This window comes from Peribacillus sp. GL_122 (genome assembly GCF_057835005.1).
The window spans coordinates 1,228,838-1,244,398 of record NZ_CM174415.1 but is presented as its reverse complement, the minus strand read 5'-3'; the positions used below and the strand labels follow the sequence as shown (position 1 = coordinate 1,244,398).

The 15,561-nt window shown below is 39.6% G+C and carries 16 protein-coding genes; 4 read left to right on the top strand and 12 right to left on the bottom strand.

All coding sequences use genetic code 11. The features are described 5' to 3' along the window. Positions 1-230: 230 nt before the first annotated feature. From AC3ISB_RS06035 to AC3ISB_RS06015, 5 genes are all read right to left on the bottom strand, one after another. Complete coding sequence (locus tag AC3ISB_RS06035; protein ID WP_489275821.1) at positions 231-842, bottom strand: LuxR C-terminal-related transcriptional regulator; 612 nt, start codon at positions 840-842, stop codon at positions 231-233. Positions 843-1,019: 177 nt separating this feature from the next. Continuing rightward, positions 1,020-1,547, bottom strand: coding sequence for an HD domain-containing protein (locus AC3ISB_RS06030; protein ID WP_098371349.1), 528 nt, complete (start codon positions 1,545-1,547; stop codon positions 1,020-1,022). Positions 1,548-1,723: 176 nt separating this feature from the next. Further along, positions 1,724-3,268: a fatty acid--CoA ligase family protein gene (locus AC3ISB_RS06025; RefSeq protein ID WP_480339960.1), complete on the bottom strand. Its 1,545-nt coding sequence runs from the start codon at positions 3,266-3,268 to the stop codon at positions 1,724-1,726. Between the two features lie 179 nt (positions 3,269-3,447). After that, positions 3,448-4,437 carry a lipoate--protein ligase gene (lplA, locus tag AC3ISB_RS06020; RefSeq protein ID WP_141993113.1) on the bottom strand — a complete coding sequence of 330 codons (990 nt, stop codon included), beginning with the start codon at positions 4,435-4,437 and terminating at the stop codon, positions 3,448-3,450. 41 nt (positions 4,438-4,478) lie between these two features. Then, positions 4,479-5,213: an MBL fold metallo-hydrolase gene (locus AC3ISB_RS06015; RefSeq protein WP_098371352.1), complete on the bottom strand. Its 735-nt coding sequence runs from the start codon at positions 5,211-5,213 to the stop codon at positions 4,479-4,481. Between the two features lie 173 nt (positions 5,214-5,386). On the opposite strand from AC3ISB_RS06015, the gene yhfH reads away from it, so the two are divergent. Beyond that, a complete protein-coding gene (yhfH, locus tag AC3ISB_RS06010; protein WP_065310849.1) occupies positions 5,387-5,515 on the top strand; it encodes a protein YhfH in 129 nt (42 codons plus the stop codon). A 162-nt stretch (positions 5,516-5,677) separates the two neighbouring features. Here the strand turns inward: yhfH and AC3ISB_RS06005 are convergent, their stop codons facing one another. The 3 genes from AC3ISB_RS06005 to hemE form a co-directional block, all read right to left on the bottom strand. After that, entirely contained in the window at positions 5,678-6,253 is a 576-nt protein-coding gene (locus AC3ISB_RS06005) for a TetR/AcrR family transcriptional regulator (RefSeq protein WP_098371353.1), read from the bottom strand. Between the two features lie 281 nt (positions 6,254-6,534). Further along, positions 6,535-7,470 carry a ferrochelatase gene (gene hemH, locus AC3ISB_RS06000; RefSeq protein WP_141993112.1) on the bottom strand — a complete coding sequence of 312 codons (936 nt, stop codon included), beginning with the start codon at positions 7,468-7,470 and terminating at the stop codon, positions 6,535-6,537. Positions 7,471-7,548: 78 nt separating this feature from the next. Then, entirely contained in the window at positions 7,549-8,592 is a 1,044-nt protein-coding gene (hemE, locus tag AC3ISB_RS05995; RefSeq protein WP_098371355.1) for a uroporphyrinogen decarboxylase, read from the bottom strand. 271 nt (positions 8,593-8,863) lie between these two features. Between hemE and AC3ISB_RS05990 the strand changes: the two genes are divergently transcribed. Next, a complete protein-coding gene (locus AC3ISB_RS05990) occupies positions 8,864-9,379 on the top strand; it encodes an antibiotic biosynthesis monooxygenase family protein (RefSeq protein WP_098371356.1) in 516 nt (171 codons plus the stop codon). 182 nt (positions 9,380-9,561) lie between these two features. Here the strand turns inward: AC3ISB_RS05990 and AC3ISB_RS05985 are convergent, their stop codons facing one another. Continuing rightward, a complete protein-coding gene (locus tag AC3ISB_RS05985) occupies positions 9,562-10,185 on the bottom strand; it encodes a phosphatase PAP2 family protein (protein ID WP_098371357.1) in 624 nt (207 codons plus the stop codon). A 92-nt stretch (positions 10,186-10,277) separates the two neighbouring features. Between AC3ISB_RS05985 and AC3ISB_RS05980 the strand changes: the two genes are divergently transcribed. Further along, positions 10,278-11,489, top strand: a complete 1,212-nt coding sequence (locus AC3ISB_RS05980) for a M20 family metallopeptidase (protein WP_480339959.1) — start codon at positions 10,278-10,280, stop codon at positions 11,487-11,489. Between the two features lie 28 nt (positions 11,490-11,517). On the opposite strand, the gene AC3ISB_RS05975 is transcribed toward AC3ISB_RS05980, so the two are convergent. The 3 genes from AC3ISB_RS05975 to AC3ISB_RS05965 form a co-directional block, all read right to left on the bottom strand. Beyond that, positions 11,518-12,225, bottom strand: coding sequence for an EcsC family protein (locus AC3ISB_RS05975; RefSeq protein WP_339201496.1), 708 nt, complete (start codon positions 12,223-12,225; stop codon positions 11,518-11,520). A gap of 102 nt (positions 12,226-12,327) precedes the next feature. Further along, positions 12,328-13,536: an ABC transporter permease gene (locus AC3ISB_RS05970; protein WP_098371359.1), complete on the bottom strand. Its 1,209-nt coding sequence runs from the start codon at positions 13,534-13,536 to the stop codon at positions 12,328-12,330. Next, entirely contained in the window at positions 13,529-14,272 is a 744-nt protein-coding gene (locus tag AC3ISB_RS05965) for an ABC transporter ATP-binding protein (protein ID WP_076367270.1), read from the bottom strand. Before AC3ISB_RS05965 ends, AC3ISB_RS05970 begins: the two co-directional genes overlap by 8 nt. A gap of 659 nt (positions 14,273-14,931) precedes the next feature. Between AC3ISB_RS05965 and AC3ISB_RS05960 the strand changes: the two genes are divergently transcribed. After that, positions 14,932-15,354, top strand: a complete 423-nt coding sequence (locus AC3ISB_RS05960) for an HIT family protein (protein WP_480339958.1) — start codon at positions 14,932-14,934, stop codon at positions 15,352-15,354. Positions 15,355-15,561 lie beyond the last annotated feature (207 nt).

The window sequence follows — 15,561 nt, the reverse complement described above, 5'->3', positions numbered from 1 at the left end:
TACACCTTCAGTCAAAAATGTACTTCCGGGATAATATTGACATCGAGGAGATGAAATGATGAATATGCAGAGATATTTTAAAAAAAACGGAGGGCTTTGGAGGTTTAAGGTAACGACGAATTTATCCCTTTGCCGGCACCTAATTACCTTGATGTAAATCGTTTCATCAAATTTTTTGGAATGCGAAATCGATAATGAAGCCGACTAACGGAACAGCGGGCATGAGGTAGTCATCCCTTCATCCCGCTTTTTTGAAAACTATACAAAAGTGCCATAAGCTCCGGTCGATTATTAACATTCAGTTTTTTGTAAATACGGCTTATATAGTTTTTTACCGTGCCGATGGATAGAAAAAGTTTTTTTGAGATTTGCTGATTTGTTTCACCTTGGGTCAGCAGGATAAGCAGTTCATACTCGCGTTTAGAAAAGGCCCCCAATTTTTCGATTGCCTTATCCAAAGTTACTGGTGATCTTTCAACATCCTGCTGCAGCTTCTTCATTAAAATTGATTTAAATGAGGCGGGATAAACTATCTGACCGTTGGCACATTGACGGATTGCCGACAGCACTTGTTTCATTCCGCCATCCTGTAACACATAACCTGCTGCACCATGGCATATCGCTTCGATAAGATAATGATCTTCTGAATAGGCAGTAAAAATGAGGAAAGGAGTGGATGGATGTTTTACCTTTAGGATCGGCATGACTGATGATGTGTGATTAAAATCAAGAAGGTCCATTTCACTTCCAGTCACCCCTATGGCCTTAATGTCTTCTTCTTTTTCGATGAATTCCTCAAATCTTCCCTGACCACCATATATCAATAGCTTAATCGACTTCATAACATCACCTGTTACTTTCATTATTGTTATTAATCCGATAATTTTTTATAATTGCCCGCGCTAATAGTTCTATTGGTCTATACTTTACATCATTAATTCACCTGATAACAAATTTAAACTGTAAAATGCTTAAAAAGTGTACCTCCTGACAGTAAAAAGGCTATCACCCGTTTGTCTTCAGGATGATAGCCTTCTTCTTTGTTCCTCATCTATGAGCGTATCAAGTTTCATGATGCTCTCCTGTGCCCGGGGAAAATCAATTTTGCGATAATGGTGTTTTCCACCTTCTTCTTCATCTTTTTCGTCGGCCCATTTGACGACTTGCTGAAGCGGTGTACGAATAATATCATTTGAAGGTAAGAACGAATCGGTGTGAAATAAAATGGCGAGGGAAATGGTCTTTGCCTTTATCGGGTTTTCCCCCAAGCGGATTAAAAGTTTATGTGCTCGTTCTGCACCTTTGATGGGGTGAATATCATTTTGTTTATACAGATCATAATCCCATTTACCATTGCGATACCAGGTGAAATGACCCATATCATGCAAAAGTCCAGCTTTAGCAGCAATATCAGGGTCGACATTATACTCGTTTGCTAAGTGAAACGCATGGTATGCTACCGCAATCGCATGTGCCAGACCTGAACGGTTCAAGTATTTTTGAGCAATGGGATGTGTAAAAATATCCAAAAGCTTTACATCTCTCATCTAACCCCTCCTTACAATTATGTGGAAATTTTTAATGACAATCATAACTCTTTTCGAAACAAGAATCAAGGTTTTAAGATTCTCCAATATATTTTATGCAGCATGATACACTTTGGTTGTACAAAAAAAGGACCATTGCCGGATATAGGCAATGATCTCCTTATGATCAATGAAATTCAGTTTTGCAGTACATGGTTTTTCAAAGAGCGTCGTAAAATTTTACCAGTCGCGTTTTTTGGAAGTTCAGCCAAAAACTCAATTTTTGCCGGTACCTTATATTTGGCCAAATGTTCCATGCAATAGGCAAGCAGTTCTTCCTCTGTCAATGCATTGTTTTTCTTTACCACATAGCACTTAACCACTTCCCCTTGATTGGGATCGGGAACGCCTATGGCTGCTGCCTCAACTACTTCAGGATGGGCATACAGAACCTCCTCCACTTCACGTGGATAGACATTATAACCACCGACGATGATAAGCTCCTTTTTACGATCTACAATGAAAAAATAGCCTTCATCATCCATCCTGGCTAAATCGCCTGTATATAACCAACCATTTTTCAAGACAGCGGCTGATTCTTCAGGCATTTTATAATAGCCCTTCATTACATTCGGACCTCTGACAACCAATTCTCCTACCTCGTTGATTTGCACTTCTTCTCCAAGCTCATTGACCACTTTGTTTTCCACCCTAAGGATGGAGGTTCCGATGGATCCCGACTTCCTTGGACGATCCAAAGGATTGAAGCAGGTAACTGGGGAAGCTTCGGATAAGCCATATCCTTCTGAAACCCTGACATTAAATTTTCGCTCGAATGATTCAAGAAGGGACACAGGCATTGCGGATCCTCCCGATATGCATATTCGTAACGACTTCAAAGCATCTTCTTTCGCATCTGGATATTGGAAAAGAAAGTTATACATCGTAGGCACTCCAGCAAAAACGGTTGCATCATATTTTTTGATTTGCCTGAATATTTCCTTTGGACTGAATTGCGGGACAATTAAAAGCGTACCTCCGCTTATCAATGGGGCATTCACAACTACCGTTAAACTGAAAACATGGAACATTGGCAATGTCGTAATGACACGGTCACTTTCCGAGATTTTTAAATATTCACCAATATCATGTGCATTGGAAAATATATTGGTATGTGTGAGCATGGCCCCCTTTGGTTTCCCCGTTGTTCCGGAAGTATAGAGTATGATTGCCGTATCTTCAGGATCCAGTTCTGGCCCTTTAAAACCGTCATCCCCCGTTTCGATCATTTTTGTAAACGATTTCATTTTTGGGTAGATGTTAAATTCGCTAATATCCCCATTATCCTGCTGCGTTTCGCAAATAACATATTGTTCTACGCTTGAGAGGATCGGGTTCATTTTCTCTAGTAAGGGTAAAAGCTTATCTAATGCCACAACAACCTTTACATCGCCATTATTAAGGATATAACCAATCTCGTCAGGTGTGTAAATTGGATTGACGGGAATTACGGTCGCCCCTGCTCGCATAGCCCCATACAACGAAATGATGAAATGTGGAGAGTTGCCTAATAACAGCGCAATGTTATCACCTTTGGAAACACCCAGCCTATGTAATTCGTCTGCGAACTTCGTAACGGCTTTATCCAATTCCCCATATGAAGTGGATTGATCCATAAAGTAATATGCTGGCTTATCCGCCTTTTTTAAAGCCATTTGATGAAGCTGTTCAGATAAATTCATCTTTCTCCCTCCCCTGCAAATAGCATGAATGAATAGTCATTCATTTTTATGGTGAACTAAATACATTTTTATTATATTAAAAGAAAGCTATTACAGCAACAATTTTATCCATATTCAAGCAATTACTGTCATTATTAGGCACAAAAGCCGTCCTATTAAGTCGGGACGGCTTTTGTGGCTTAATATATTAGTGCCAATATTTCTTCTTTCGTTACATTGCCAAAATAATGACGAACATCGATCTCATCTAGTACCCTGCTGATTGCTTCCTTTTCATAACGTGTTCCAGTAAGCTTTTGTTCAATATCCGCAACCTCTCCGACCCCGAAGAAATCGCCGTAGATTTTACAATTTTCAATAATTCCCCTGTTCACTTCAAGGCGGATGTCAACAGACCCCACAGGGAATCTATGTGAGTTTTGCAAGTTGAATTTAGGCGATTTTCCGTAATTCCATTCCCAGTTTTGATACCTTTCTTCAGAGATTATGTGAATTTTCTCCCAATCCGTCTCCGTTAAAATATACTCTGTAACCTTACCGCTATCTTTGAAAATATTTTGCAGAAGGAACGAACGGAACTCTTCAACAGACATCGGTTCTTTTAAGAAATCAGCAATATTACCGACACGGCTTCTTATTGATTTTATCCCTTTTGACTCTATTTTATCTTTTTTCACTTTTAAAGCGGATACAATGTGATCCATTTCTGATTGAAACAGCAATGTCCCATGACTGAACATTCTGCCCTTCGTTGAAAACATCGCGTTTCCCGAAATTTTCTTTCCTTCAGCCAGAATATCGTTACGACCGCTCAATTCAGCATGTATTCCAAGTTTCTCAAGCGTTTCCACGACAGGCTGGGTGAATTTCTTGAAATTATGGAAACTATCCCCATCGTCCCTCGTAATGAAACTGAAATTGAGATTCCCTAGGTCATGATAAACCGCTCCCCCCCCGGAAAGGCGGCGAACAACTGTAATGCCATTTCCATCTACATAATCGGCATTGATTTCTTCAATCGTATTTTGATTTCTTCCTATGATGATTGAAGGACGATTAATGTAAAATAGAAGATAGGTTTCATCTATATTTAAATGTTTAAGCGCATATTCTTCAATGGCAAGGTTAATTCTTGGATCTGTAATTCCCTTATTATCAATAAAAAGCACAGTTGTTCCTCCTTGTAGACTTCATATCACTGATGTTTCATTTATAGTTGGAATTCGAGATTGGTTTTAGCTACAGCTATTTCCCTTTTGAATACCTCGGATGCTTCTTTTTTCAGTTGATCAAGATTCCCATAATGTGGGAGATGAGTTAACAGCAAAAGCTGGACGTCAGCCTTTTCCGCTAGCATGCCCGCTTCTCTTGCCGTCATATGCCCCGCCTTTGAACCATCCATATCACTGTAAAAGTTACTTTCACATAGTAAAACATTTGCGTCTTTAGCGAAATCTGCAAGCTCATCCATATATGAACTATCCCCTGTGTAAACTATCGAATGATTTTCAGCTTCAATCCTCATTGCAAAACAAGGGACTGGATGATTTGTTTTCATGAACGTAAATTTACACGGTCCAATGGTTAAGGGTTGATCAGCAGTGTAGGCTATCCCCTTTGTCACGTCTTTATAAGTTAACTTACCAAACTCGACTTCGTCCAAATCATGACCATAAATAGGAATCGTCCTTTTTTCGCTGCCCAATATCTGCTGTATGAACGCAGCGTGCTGCAGGACACCAATATCCGCTACATGATCCGGATGATAGTGGGATAATACAACTGCACCAAGATCCTCCGGCTTCATATGGTTTTGCAGCTGTGATAGAACACCGCTGCCACAATCAAGCAGAATGCGAAAATCTTCATATTCAAGCAAATAGCCGGAACTTGCCTCATTTTTAGCTGGATAACCGCCCCAGCAGCCAATTACGGTGATTTTCATGCTTAGGCACTCCTTTTTTTCTCTCAATGACTTCCCCATTAATATAAACTATTCTTGCCCTTATTTCACCTTTTTTACTTATGTTATAAAACATTCGTTGACATTGTAAATCTGTTATAATACAATAAAACTATAGAAAAGCGAATAATAAAATAATTCAGGAGATGATGTTCATGATTCAAAGTAGCGTTGAGTTCTTTAAAAACCTGCCTCCGAAACAATGCACGGAATGCGGAAAAAAAATCGAAGAACAGCACGAATGTTATGGAAACCACTGTGATCATTGCCTTTCTGGAGAGTAGTATTCTTGTGTTCCACCATCCGCTTCCCAAATAGCAGGATGAATTCATATAAGGTTCAGTTTCGCAGCTGAAAAACATCCCCAATAAAAAGAAGAGATACCGCTCATCGGCATCTCTTCTTTTTATTGGGATTCATTGACTTTCAGCAAAAAAATAGAATTATCACTTTACGGATAATCCTTTGAACAAATATATTTTAAATAGTTCAGCAATTTCCTCTTTCTCTAATGGGGCATGGTTCCTTTCCCAATCAAAAATCAGGGCAAGGTACATCTTTAGCATCAGGAAAGCTGTTATCTCTGGATCGCAAGGCTGTATATAGCCCTTATCAATCGCTATTTTTAGTTTTTCCTTAATGTAGGATACAATGGCTTCTTCCATTTCATTAACCATTTCCTGAACGGCCGGCGTACCAATTTCCCGCTCTTCCTGAAGAAGTTTTAAAGATAATTGATGTTCCTGCCTGAACTCCAGAATTCGATAAACGGCCCGATGCAGATTTTCAAAAAAGGAGAATTGATCATCCAAAGATTGTTCAGCTTCATATTTCATTTCCTCTATCATCCGCTGAACGATTTCTTTAAACAGCTCCTCTTTATTTTTATAAAAGGTATAAATGGTCCCTTTTCCCACATTGGCAATTTTAGCGACTTGATCCATCGTCGTTGCCTTATATCCAAAAAGTGAAAACGACTTGGTCGCGGCTTCTAAAATTAATTTTTTACGATCAACAGACATTTCCCACCTCGATCCTGACCAAACGGACAAAATAGTCATTATGTTCAACGATATCATACCAAAAATATTCAGTCTTTTCAATTAAATTTTCGATTTTTTAGAGAAACAATGGCCATCCTCATTAATGGACAGCCACTTTTTCAAAAGGGGTATTTATTTAAATCACTCAGGTAAAGTAAAAAAAGCGTCGCTTTTCCAGGTGCATGGCATCTATCAACTTCATATGAAAATATGTAGAGCGAATCGTAAGCATGGTTAAACTGGTTTCCTCTATTGATTGATCACTTTTCCTGTAATTTGTTTAAAATGATTGTAGCCAAAGCATCGATGAATTCAGGTTTAACATTGGGCATATCCGGCCTATAGTAACCTGCACCAATCTCTTCTGTCACAACCTTACATTCATAATCATTATCATAAAGGACTTCAAGGTGCTCGGCAACAAAGCCAACAGGAATATAAATGAAAGCTTTATAACCTTTTGTTCGATGAAGATCTCTGGTTAAATCCTGTACATCAGGTCCCAACCATGGTTCAGGTGTTTGTCCAGCGCTTTGCCAGCCTACTGCATAATTGGTAACCCCTGCGCCTTCAGCAATCATGTCTGCCGTTTCTTTCAGTTGATTTGGATACGGATCTCCTGATTGCAGGATTTTTTCAGGAAGGCTATGTGCCGACACAATCAAAGCGAAGTTATCGCGTTCTTCCGAGGACATTTTCCCGATTACTTCTTTTACTTGGTCTACCCAATATTGAATGAATTTCGGCTCATCATACCAGCTTTCAACGGAAGTTATGGTCAGGTCCCCCCATTTAGCGGCTTCGTCCTGGGCACGTCCATTATAAGACTTCACGCTGAATGTTGAAAAATGCGGTGCCAATACTATACTGACCGCTTCTTTGATTCCATCTTCATGCATTTGTTTCACTGCGTCTTCAACAAAAGGTTCAATATGTTTCAGTCCAAGATATGCCTTGAATTCAACTTCTTCCTGAACGGAATTCAATTTCTTTTCAAGGGCTTCAGCTTGTCCTTCCGTTATTTTTGCAAGCGGGGATAATCCACCAATCGCTTCATATCTGCCTTTTAGGTCGGCAATCAATTCATCGCTTGGCCGTCTCCCATGACGAATATGTGTATAATATCTTTCAATATCCTCTTCAGTGTATGGAGTACCATAAGCCATGACTAAAAGGCCCATTTTTTTTCTTGACATGAAATTACACCTCATTTAAAGATTTCGTTCTTTTATTGTGCATCCAATTAAGGATTTTTAGCAAATGGTTCGCTCACCTTACTTCATTTTTGATGAATATTCATGAATGAAAGCGGTCAGCCTCTTCAGTGTTTCCGGATTTACGGAAGGGAAAACCCCATGTCCCAGATTAAAGATGTAGCCGTCCTGTTCCATGCCCTGATCCAGGATCCTTTTCGTCCGTTCTTCTATAACATCCCATGATGATAAAAGAAGGGCAGGATCAAGATTACCTTGTACCGTTTTCTGTATTCCCATTTGTCTTGCTTCTGTAATTGGCAGTCTCCAATCGAGCCCGACTACATCAATCGGAAGATCATTCCACTCAAGTGCCAAGTGACTTGCGCCGACCCCGAACATGATTAGCGGTACATTTTCTTCACGCAATGAAGTAAAGATACGTGTCATGATCGGTTTGATGAACACGCGGTAATCTTCAACGTTCAAAGCACCTACCCATGAATCAAAGATTTGGATGGCACTAACGCCGGCTTTAATTTGTGACTTGACATATACGATGATCATATCCGCTAGCTTATCCATTAATGCAAACCAGGCCTTGGGCTCGGAATACATGAAAGCTTTCGTTTTATTGTAGTTTTTGGATGGGCCGCCTTCAATCATGTATGAAGCAATGGTGAAAGGTGCCCCGGAGAAACCGATCAAAGGAACGGACAATTGCTCCGTGGTCAATAATTTAATCGTGTCCAACACATATGGGATATCTTTCTCTGGGTTCAATTCGCCTAATTTTTCAACATCTGTCACCGATTGGATCGGGTTGGCTATGACTGGACCGATTCCGGACTTAATCTCAACATCCACACCAATGGCTGGTAGCGGTGTCATTATATCTTTATATAAAATCGCAGCGTCTACGTCATATTGCTCAACTGGCAATCTAGTCACATAAGCGCATAATTCCGGCTGATGAGTAATCTCAAAAAGGGAGTACTTCTCTTTCAACTTACGGTATTCCGGTTGTGAACGGCCAGCCTGACGCATATACCAAACAGGCACATGATCCGTTTTCTCTCCTCTTGCAGCTTTTAAAAATGTATCATTCGTAATTTCCTTAGACATTAATATCCACCTTTCAAGCAATCACGTTTCTATTTTTATTCATTACCTACATAGAATATCAGAAGGATGTTGAATTTGAAATCGAATCTCCTTAAACTATAGCTTTTTCTATAATAGAAGTATAGCCAACCTATTTATTTGTCAGAAAATCGACTTTTTTATAAGTATCTTACCGGTATCAAAGACTATTGGTTAGATTGAAAATGGTAAAAGCACTATTCATTGGGTAAAATGGGTATACAGGTACTATATAGATATTGGAGGGGAATTTATGAATGTATTCATCACATCAGGCAGTTTCAATTTTTTGAAAAGCAAAAAAGATAAGCATCCGAATGAAAATATATTACTTATGCAAAACCCTGACACTACAGTACTTTTACATGAAACAGAAGGTAAAACGCTCTTCAGCTCTCCACGTAAGTATGAAGTAGTTGATGGGAAAGGGAACCTTCAGGATCATGGGTATGTAGTCATGAACAATATACCTGTCAGTGAAGAAGGAAGGCCGGTATTCGAACATCGTTTTAAAAACAGGGCAGGATTCATTGAAAATGAACCAGGTTTCGTCGCACTTCGTGTACTGCGGCCAATCAACTCTGAAACTTATGTAATCTTAACGATTTGGGAGAAACAAACCGATTTTTTGAACTGGAAGAAATCCAGTTCCTTTCAGAAGGCGCATAACAGCGACTCCAAAGCTCCCGTTACGAATTCCAGCCAGAAGATGTTTTCAGGTGAAGCCTATGTAACGCAATATACTTTGGTGAAGGATTCAGAAGAATAATCCAATCTTGCTCAATAGGAGGCCCATCCCTCAAGGATGGGCCTCTTTGAATATATAGTAATACAGAGCGTTATTTGGGACTGCCCAAAAATCATATGAACCTATAACAATCCGACAAATTCCTTCTTTATTTCCGGGGAAATGCAACGGGTATTTACAATTATTTTATCTGAACCCTTTTTTCAAAGTACTTTAGGCCCGAGGAATTCATACAATTTAAACAAGGTTAAAATATATGCCGCTCCTAATGCAAAACCTGCCAAGATATCAGTTGGAAAATGAACTTTCATAGCGATCCTACTGACCCCGATTAGCAGAACCAGACAAACGAAACCGATTCCCACTGCCCATTTCAAAGAGTTTCCTTTAATTTCTTTCATGATTAAATAAGCAACCATACTGAAGAAAATAAGGCCCACCATTGCGTGTCCACTGGGAAAACTGAAGCCAGCGATCTCCATCAAATGATTTTCAGGGCGCACTCTTTTAATATGATTTTTTATCCACCCATTTAATACATCACCCCCGGCCATACCGATAGAGAAGATGGCCATGGTCCAATAATCCTTCTTTATTATCCACAAATATAGAACACATAATAAGCTTCCAAAACCAATGAACTTGGATTTCCCAAGATAGGTAATGGACTTGAAGAAAGTGAACGAAAAAGTATTCTCACCTACGGAAATAAGTTTCGTAAAATATGTATCGAACGCTAAAGGCTTTCCACTCTCGACTTCTTGCATCAAAAAAAAGAATAGCAGCAAGCAAATCAAAACCATAGCAAACCAGGAATATTTAATCATGATATATATCTCCTCAAGGTATTTAATTCACTTTGGATCATTCAGAATATGATATACTATTTACAATTAATCCAATCATTAGGAGGCGCAAAATGATACAGCAATTACACGATCTTCTAGATGGTTCATATGAAGAAATGGTTTCCATCAGACGTTATCTTCATCAACATCCCGAGCTTTCCTTTCAAGAAACCCAAACGGCTGCCTTCATCGCTGGATATTATGAAAAACTTGGAATCGAACACCGGACGAATGTAGGCGGTAATGGTGTTATTGCCAAAATCACAGGCAATAAGCCTGGTAAAACCGTAGCTTTGCGCGCTGATTTCGACGCCTTACCCATTCAGGATGAAAAAGAAGTTCCCTATAAATCTTCCGTACCCGGGGTAATGCATGCGTGTGGACACGATGGCCATACAGCGACACTCCTTGTCCTTGCAAAAAATCTGAATGATCTTAAGGATGAGCTCGAAGGTGAATATATATTTATCCATCAGCATGCTGAAGAATATGCTCCAGGAGGTGCCAAACCGATGATTGAGGCTGGCTGCCTTGATGGGGTGGATGTAATTTTCGGCACCCATTTATGGGCTACGGTCCCTACCGGAACAGTCCAATACGCTTATGGACCCATTATGGCCGCTGCTGACCGTTTTGAAATCACCATTCAAGGGCAGGGCGGACATGGAGCCCAGCCGCATAAAACCCGTGATGCAATCGTAGTCGGCTCCCAGCTAGTCATGGCCCTACAGCAAATCGTAAGCCGCCGCCTTAACCCAATAGATTCTGCAGTCATTACCGTCGGTTCCTTTGTAGCGGATAATGCCTTTAACGTCATTGCAGATAAGGCTAGAATAATCGGGACCGTCCGCACTTTCAAGGAAGATGTCCGTTCATTCATAAGCGAAGAAATGGAGCGGGTTGTTAAAGGAACCTGCCTAGCTGCCGACTGCACTTATGAATATCAATACTTTCAGGGTTATCCAGCTGTTATTCCACATGTTGAGGAAACTAAATTCCTCATCGAAAGCACTGAATCCGTCAAGGAAGTTTTGATTACAGAGGAAATTGACCCGGATATGACAGGTGAAGATTTTTCTTATTATTTACAAAATGTGAAAGGTACATTCTTCTTTACGGGGGCCAAGCCAAAAAATGAACATACATATCCGCACCATCATCCTTTGTTTGACATCGATGAAAAAGCGATGCTCATTGCAGCCAAAATATTAGGCACTGCAGCTGTAACCTATCACAATAAGAAACAATCATCGCAAAAGGTGAATGAATCTTTATTACGGTAATGATAAAGGGACGGGTTCTCCCCGTCCCTTACTCTTTTAGAAGTCTGATTCTGTAACAATTGACTGCCGTCTCCCCAAGTTGTTCCAACAAATGATGGTTGGCATATGCACCGACAGCTGCCCCAAACCCTGGGACTAGCTGGAACATTTTGATGACATCGATGTGATCGCGATATTCCTGCTGAAATTCTTGCCAGTCTATTTCCGGCCATTTCCCTGAATCCCATTCTTCTATTACCCGTAATGTTTCCAGTTTTTTTTCCTCGCTCGAAAATGCCATCTGAAAGATATGGAGTATGAATAGGCGTTCCTCATATTTATTTGGATCAAAACCATATATACGGGATATTTCGAATAATAACTTCATCTTGATGCTAAGCAGTAATGGGAAATCAGCCAATCCAATTAAAAGTCCTGCAGCTCCGGTTCCAACACCTTCTATAACGGCCGTTTTCCGATAGGCCGTTACAGTTTCCGCAACCCATTCTTCTTTTTGCTGCAAGGATAGAAGCACTACATTTTTTTCTTTAGACATATATTTCGAACCTGATAATACGGCCTCTATCATCCCTTTAATACTATCAGTAATCATTTTGTGCACTCGGTCTGGAATATAACTATTCATTTTGATTTGTGCCTTTTTGGATATCCGCTCAAGCTTGCCGGATTTCTTGGCTACTTTCTTTTTCCATGATATTAGTTCCGATAATGCCTTTTGTCCATATTCATCCATCATTTAACACCTCCGTTAAATATGTATATACCACCTATGAGGCTTTTAGTTTCAATTTTCATTTCTTAAAAGAAAAAGCTGATTTTATGAAAAATCAGCTTCTGATTAAAAGTTTTTAATTTTCTTTGCTGCATAAATTTTAAAACCGAGCAAGAAAACAAGCCCCATTGCCAAGGCGGCTAAAGCGGACATCCATTCCCCTTTCACTAGCAGGACCAAACCGAAGACAAGGTCCTCAAATAATAAGAAATAGGAAATAAGCTTTATCACTGCAGATTCTCTCATTTTTGCTGGCAATGGATACAAGGAGACCCATACCTTCCATTCATGAGCCTTCCAAACCGGCAGCAGTTGCAGGGCTGTCATGAATAGGAACATGAAGGTTACAATCAAATGTGCCCATATGTTAGTGAATACACTTAAAATCACTGACCCAATGATAGTCAAGCGAAAACAAAGTCCCACATAATCATTCGATCGCAATAGAGTACGGGCGTAAAGGTAGGTATACGTTGATTTTTCACCATACGGAATGAATGATAATAGCCAGTCCATCCATTTTCTTCTTGCTACCTTTCCTTTCAAATGAGGAACATCAGTAAACATGTTCGCTATTCGATAAAAAGAATTCATCCTCTTGTTTTCCAATTCCACCAGCCGTTCCCACTTAAGCACAAACCCTTTAGTTGCGCTTCGGTAATACATGTAAAGTCCTAACAATAATAAAAATGTTATAAGTGCAAACAGTATATTTGCCCTTGAACAGATGAAATAAAGAATCACTCCATTAAGTAAAAAGCGGATGAGAGAGTCCCAATGGCTCACTGATGTATCCTGATATTTCAACACCTGCCAGCGCATGGTTAAATTCAAGAACTTCAAAATAAGCAAAACGACCAGGATGATCCCAAGGTCCGTGCCTCCTGCACCCGTAACCTTCGAATACATCGGTATAGATGCGATGAGGACAACCAGAAGAATAAACCCCTGCATGACCCAACTTAATATCAGTGAATTCTTGAAATAGCTTCTCAACTTCGTTTCAAGCGGAAGCAGGAATACCGTATCAGGTTCTTTCAAAAAAGTATTAATCGGGCTTCTGGTCACAATGATCGATAAAACAAAGGCCATGATCAATTCAGCAGGGAAATCACTGTCCAACGTCTTCACCCAATCACTGTAATAATAGGCCAAACCACCAAGAACCAATACCATGACAAAAACAAGATGGCCATTAAAAATATAGCGCAGATATTTTTGCGTTTCATTTATATAGCCTAAATATCTTTCCTTCCAGAGATTTTGACTATTCATGACCGATTTCTTCTTTCGTCAATTGAATATATAAATCGTCAAGAGTTGCCCCCGGCATGGAAAATTGTTCACGAAGCTGCTCAAGATCGCCTTTTGCCCGGATCTCTCCATTATGCAGTATGATGAAAGAATCACAATACCTCTCGGCTGTTGCCAGTATGTGTGTAGACATTAAAATTCCCGCTCCGCTCTCTTTCATTTTCCTCATCAAATCGAGCAGGGATTGAATGCCTAATGGATCGAGACCTACGAAGGGTTCGTCGACGATATATAAAGACGGCTGTACTAAAAAGGCGCACATTATCATGACCTTTTGCTTCATTCCTTTTGAGAAATGGGCCGGAAACCATTTAAGCCTTTTTTCCATATGGAATTCCTTTAATAGAACGTCCATCCTTTCTTTATATGTGGCTTCCGCCAAACCATGTGCCATGGCCGTAAGCTTTAAATGCTCCTCAAGTGTAAGCTCATCATACAAGATTGGCGTTTCTGGAACATAAGTGAATTGTTTCCGATATGTATCCGGGTCCTGGGCAAGAGTTTTACCATGAATCGAGACACTTCCGCCTTTCGGCTCCATGAGTCCGATGATATGTTTAATCGTCGTACTTTTCCCAGCCCCATTTAGCCCAATTAACCCCACTAGCTCATTTGGTTGAATGTCAAAACTTATTCCCTTTAAAACGGGCGTTTTTGTATATCCGCCCACTAATTGCTTTATTTCCAATAAGGACATATAAACGATCCTTTCTATATAGAGGTTCTTATTTCCATTTTATCAAATTCTCCTGCTTTTATATAGTCGAGTGTCCCCGGAACTAAATTTCCATAAATAACTAATTATATTTTTCCTGCTTGATGGTCATCATAAATAAGGAAGAAGGGGTTAGTCATTACGTGTGATTCACATCATATTGTAAATGAGGTGTCAGTTAAAGACGTATTACACTGAAATACCCAAATGTTTTATTACAAATGATTCACATCATATTGTAAATGAGGTGTCAGTTAAAGACGTATAACTGAATTAAACCAGAAGCTTCATTAAAAAAAATCGTTTCGAGCAAGGAGATGGTTCTCTTGCACGTAAAAGCAGAAAAATCATTCAATAATTATCAATTATGCTTTGAAAGTTGATGAAACTTTAAAGATATAGGAGATGGTTGCTTTGAATGGAAAATCTCTAATCAGATAATAACCATATTTTACTAAAATGTAGATGAGGTGTTTGTCGCAGAGAATTTATGCTAATGCGAATTTTGAAGCAAAACCCCCTTTTTCAACAGGCAGGGTGCAACTTATGTTGCATCCTGTTTTTATGATTTTTCCTTTTCTCAGGGATTCAAGCTATGGTACGATTAACCAAATACATTAACTTCTAAAGGGGCGTTTTTAATGAGTGATTGCATTTTTTGCAAAATAATCAATGGGGAAATCCCAAGTTCCAAAGTTTTCGAAAATGAACATGTATTGGCCTTTCTCGATATCAGTCAAGTAACTAAAGGCCATACGCTGGTAATACCTAAAGTACATAAGGAAAATCTTTATGAGTTGACACCCGAGATTGCCAAGAACCTTTTTGAAGTGGTGCCGGAAATTGCCCGCGCCATGAAGCAGGAATTCCAACCTGTAGGCCTGAACCTTTTAAATAATAACGGTGAAGCCGCTGGACAGTCCGTTTTCCATTTTCATATGCATTTAATTCCTCGGCATGGTGAAGGAGACGGCTTTGGGGCTGTTTGGAAAACGAATACCAGCGACTATACACCAGATGACCTGAAACAAATCGCTGACTCCATTGCACTGCATTTAAAATGAGACCGTGATGGCGTGTGCAAATTTCTTTTTCCTTTCGTTATACCTTTTTAATTGAACGTTAGCTAACACTGGTTGCATGAAAAAACAATGATCCCGATTTGGTCCTCACTCAAAGTGGAGGACCTTTTTGCATTGGCCCATCATTAAAACAAAATGTCACCTAAAATTCTAAATTTTCCTCCTATTGAATTTAGTTTTCTGGTAGGA

What these genes read in the sequence shown, in the direction of transcription:
- AC3ISB_RS05985 (WP_098371357.1), bottom strand. Translation starts at nt 10,185, where the DNA reads ATGATTAAATATTCCTGGTTTGCTATGGTTTTGATTTGCTTGCTGCTA.
- AC3ISB_RS06030 (WP_098371349.1), bottom strand. Translation starts at nt 1,547, where the DNA reads ATGAGAGATGTAAAGCTTTTGGATATTTTTACACATCCCATTGCTCAA.
- AC3ISB_RS05965 (WP_076367270.1), bottom strand. Translation starts at nt 14,272, where the DNA reads ATGTCCTTATTGGAAATAAAGCAATTAGTGGGCGGATATACAAAAACG.
- yhfH (WP_065310849.1), top strand. Translation starts at nt 5,387, where the DNA reads ATGATTCAAAGTAGCGTTGAGTTCTTTAAAAACCTGCCTCCGAAACAA.
- AC3ISB_RS06005 (WP_098371353.1), bottom strand. Translation starts at nt 6,253, where the DNA reads ATGTCTGTTGATCGTAAAAAATTAATTTTAGAAGCCGCGACCAAGTCG.
- AC3ISB_RS05975 (WP_339201496.1), bottom strand. Translation starts at nt 12,225, where the DNA reads ATGATGGATGAATATGGACAAAAGGCATTATCGGAACTAATATCATGG.
- hemE (WP_098371355.1), bottom strand. Translation starts at nt 8,592, where the DNA reads ATGTCTAAGGAAATTACGAATGATACATTTTTAAAAGCTGCAAGAGGA.
- AC3ISB_RS06025 (WP_480339960.1), bottom strand. Translation starts at nt 3,268, where the DNA reads ATGAATTTATCTGAACAGCTTCATCAAATGGCTTTAAAAAAGGCGGAT.
- hemH (WP_141993112.1), bottom strand. Translation starts at nt 7,470, where the DNA reads ATGTCAAGAAAAAAAATGGGCCTTTTAGTCATGGCTTATGGTACTCCA.
- AC3ISB_RS05980 (WP_480339959.1), top strand. Translation starts at nt 10,278, where the DNA reads ATGATACAGCAATTACACGATCTTCTAGATGGTTCATATGAAGAAATG.
- AC3ISB_RS05960 (WP_480339958.1), top strand. Translation starts at nt 14,932, where the DNA reads ATGAGTGATTGCATTTTTTGCAAAATAATCAATGGGGAAATCCCAAGT.
- AC3ISB_RS05970 (WP_098371359.1), bottom strand. Translation starts at nt 13,536, where the DNA reads ATGAATAGTCAAAATCTCTGGAAGGAAAGATATTTAGGCTATATAAAT.
- AC3ISB_RS06015 (WP_098371352.1), bottom strand. Translation starts at nt 5,213, where the DNA reads ATGAAAATCACCGTAATTGGCTGCTGGGGCGGTTATCCAGCTAAAAAT.
- AC3ISB_RS05990 (WP_098371356.1), top strand. Translation starts at nt 8,864, where the DNA reads ATGAATGTATTCATCACATCAGGCAGTTTCAATTTTTTGAAAAGCAAA.
- AC3ISB_RS06035 (WP_489275821.1), bottom strand. Translation starts at nt 842, where the DNA reads ATGAAGTCGATTAAGCTATTGATATATGGTGGTCAGGGAAGATTTGAG.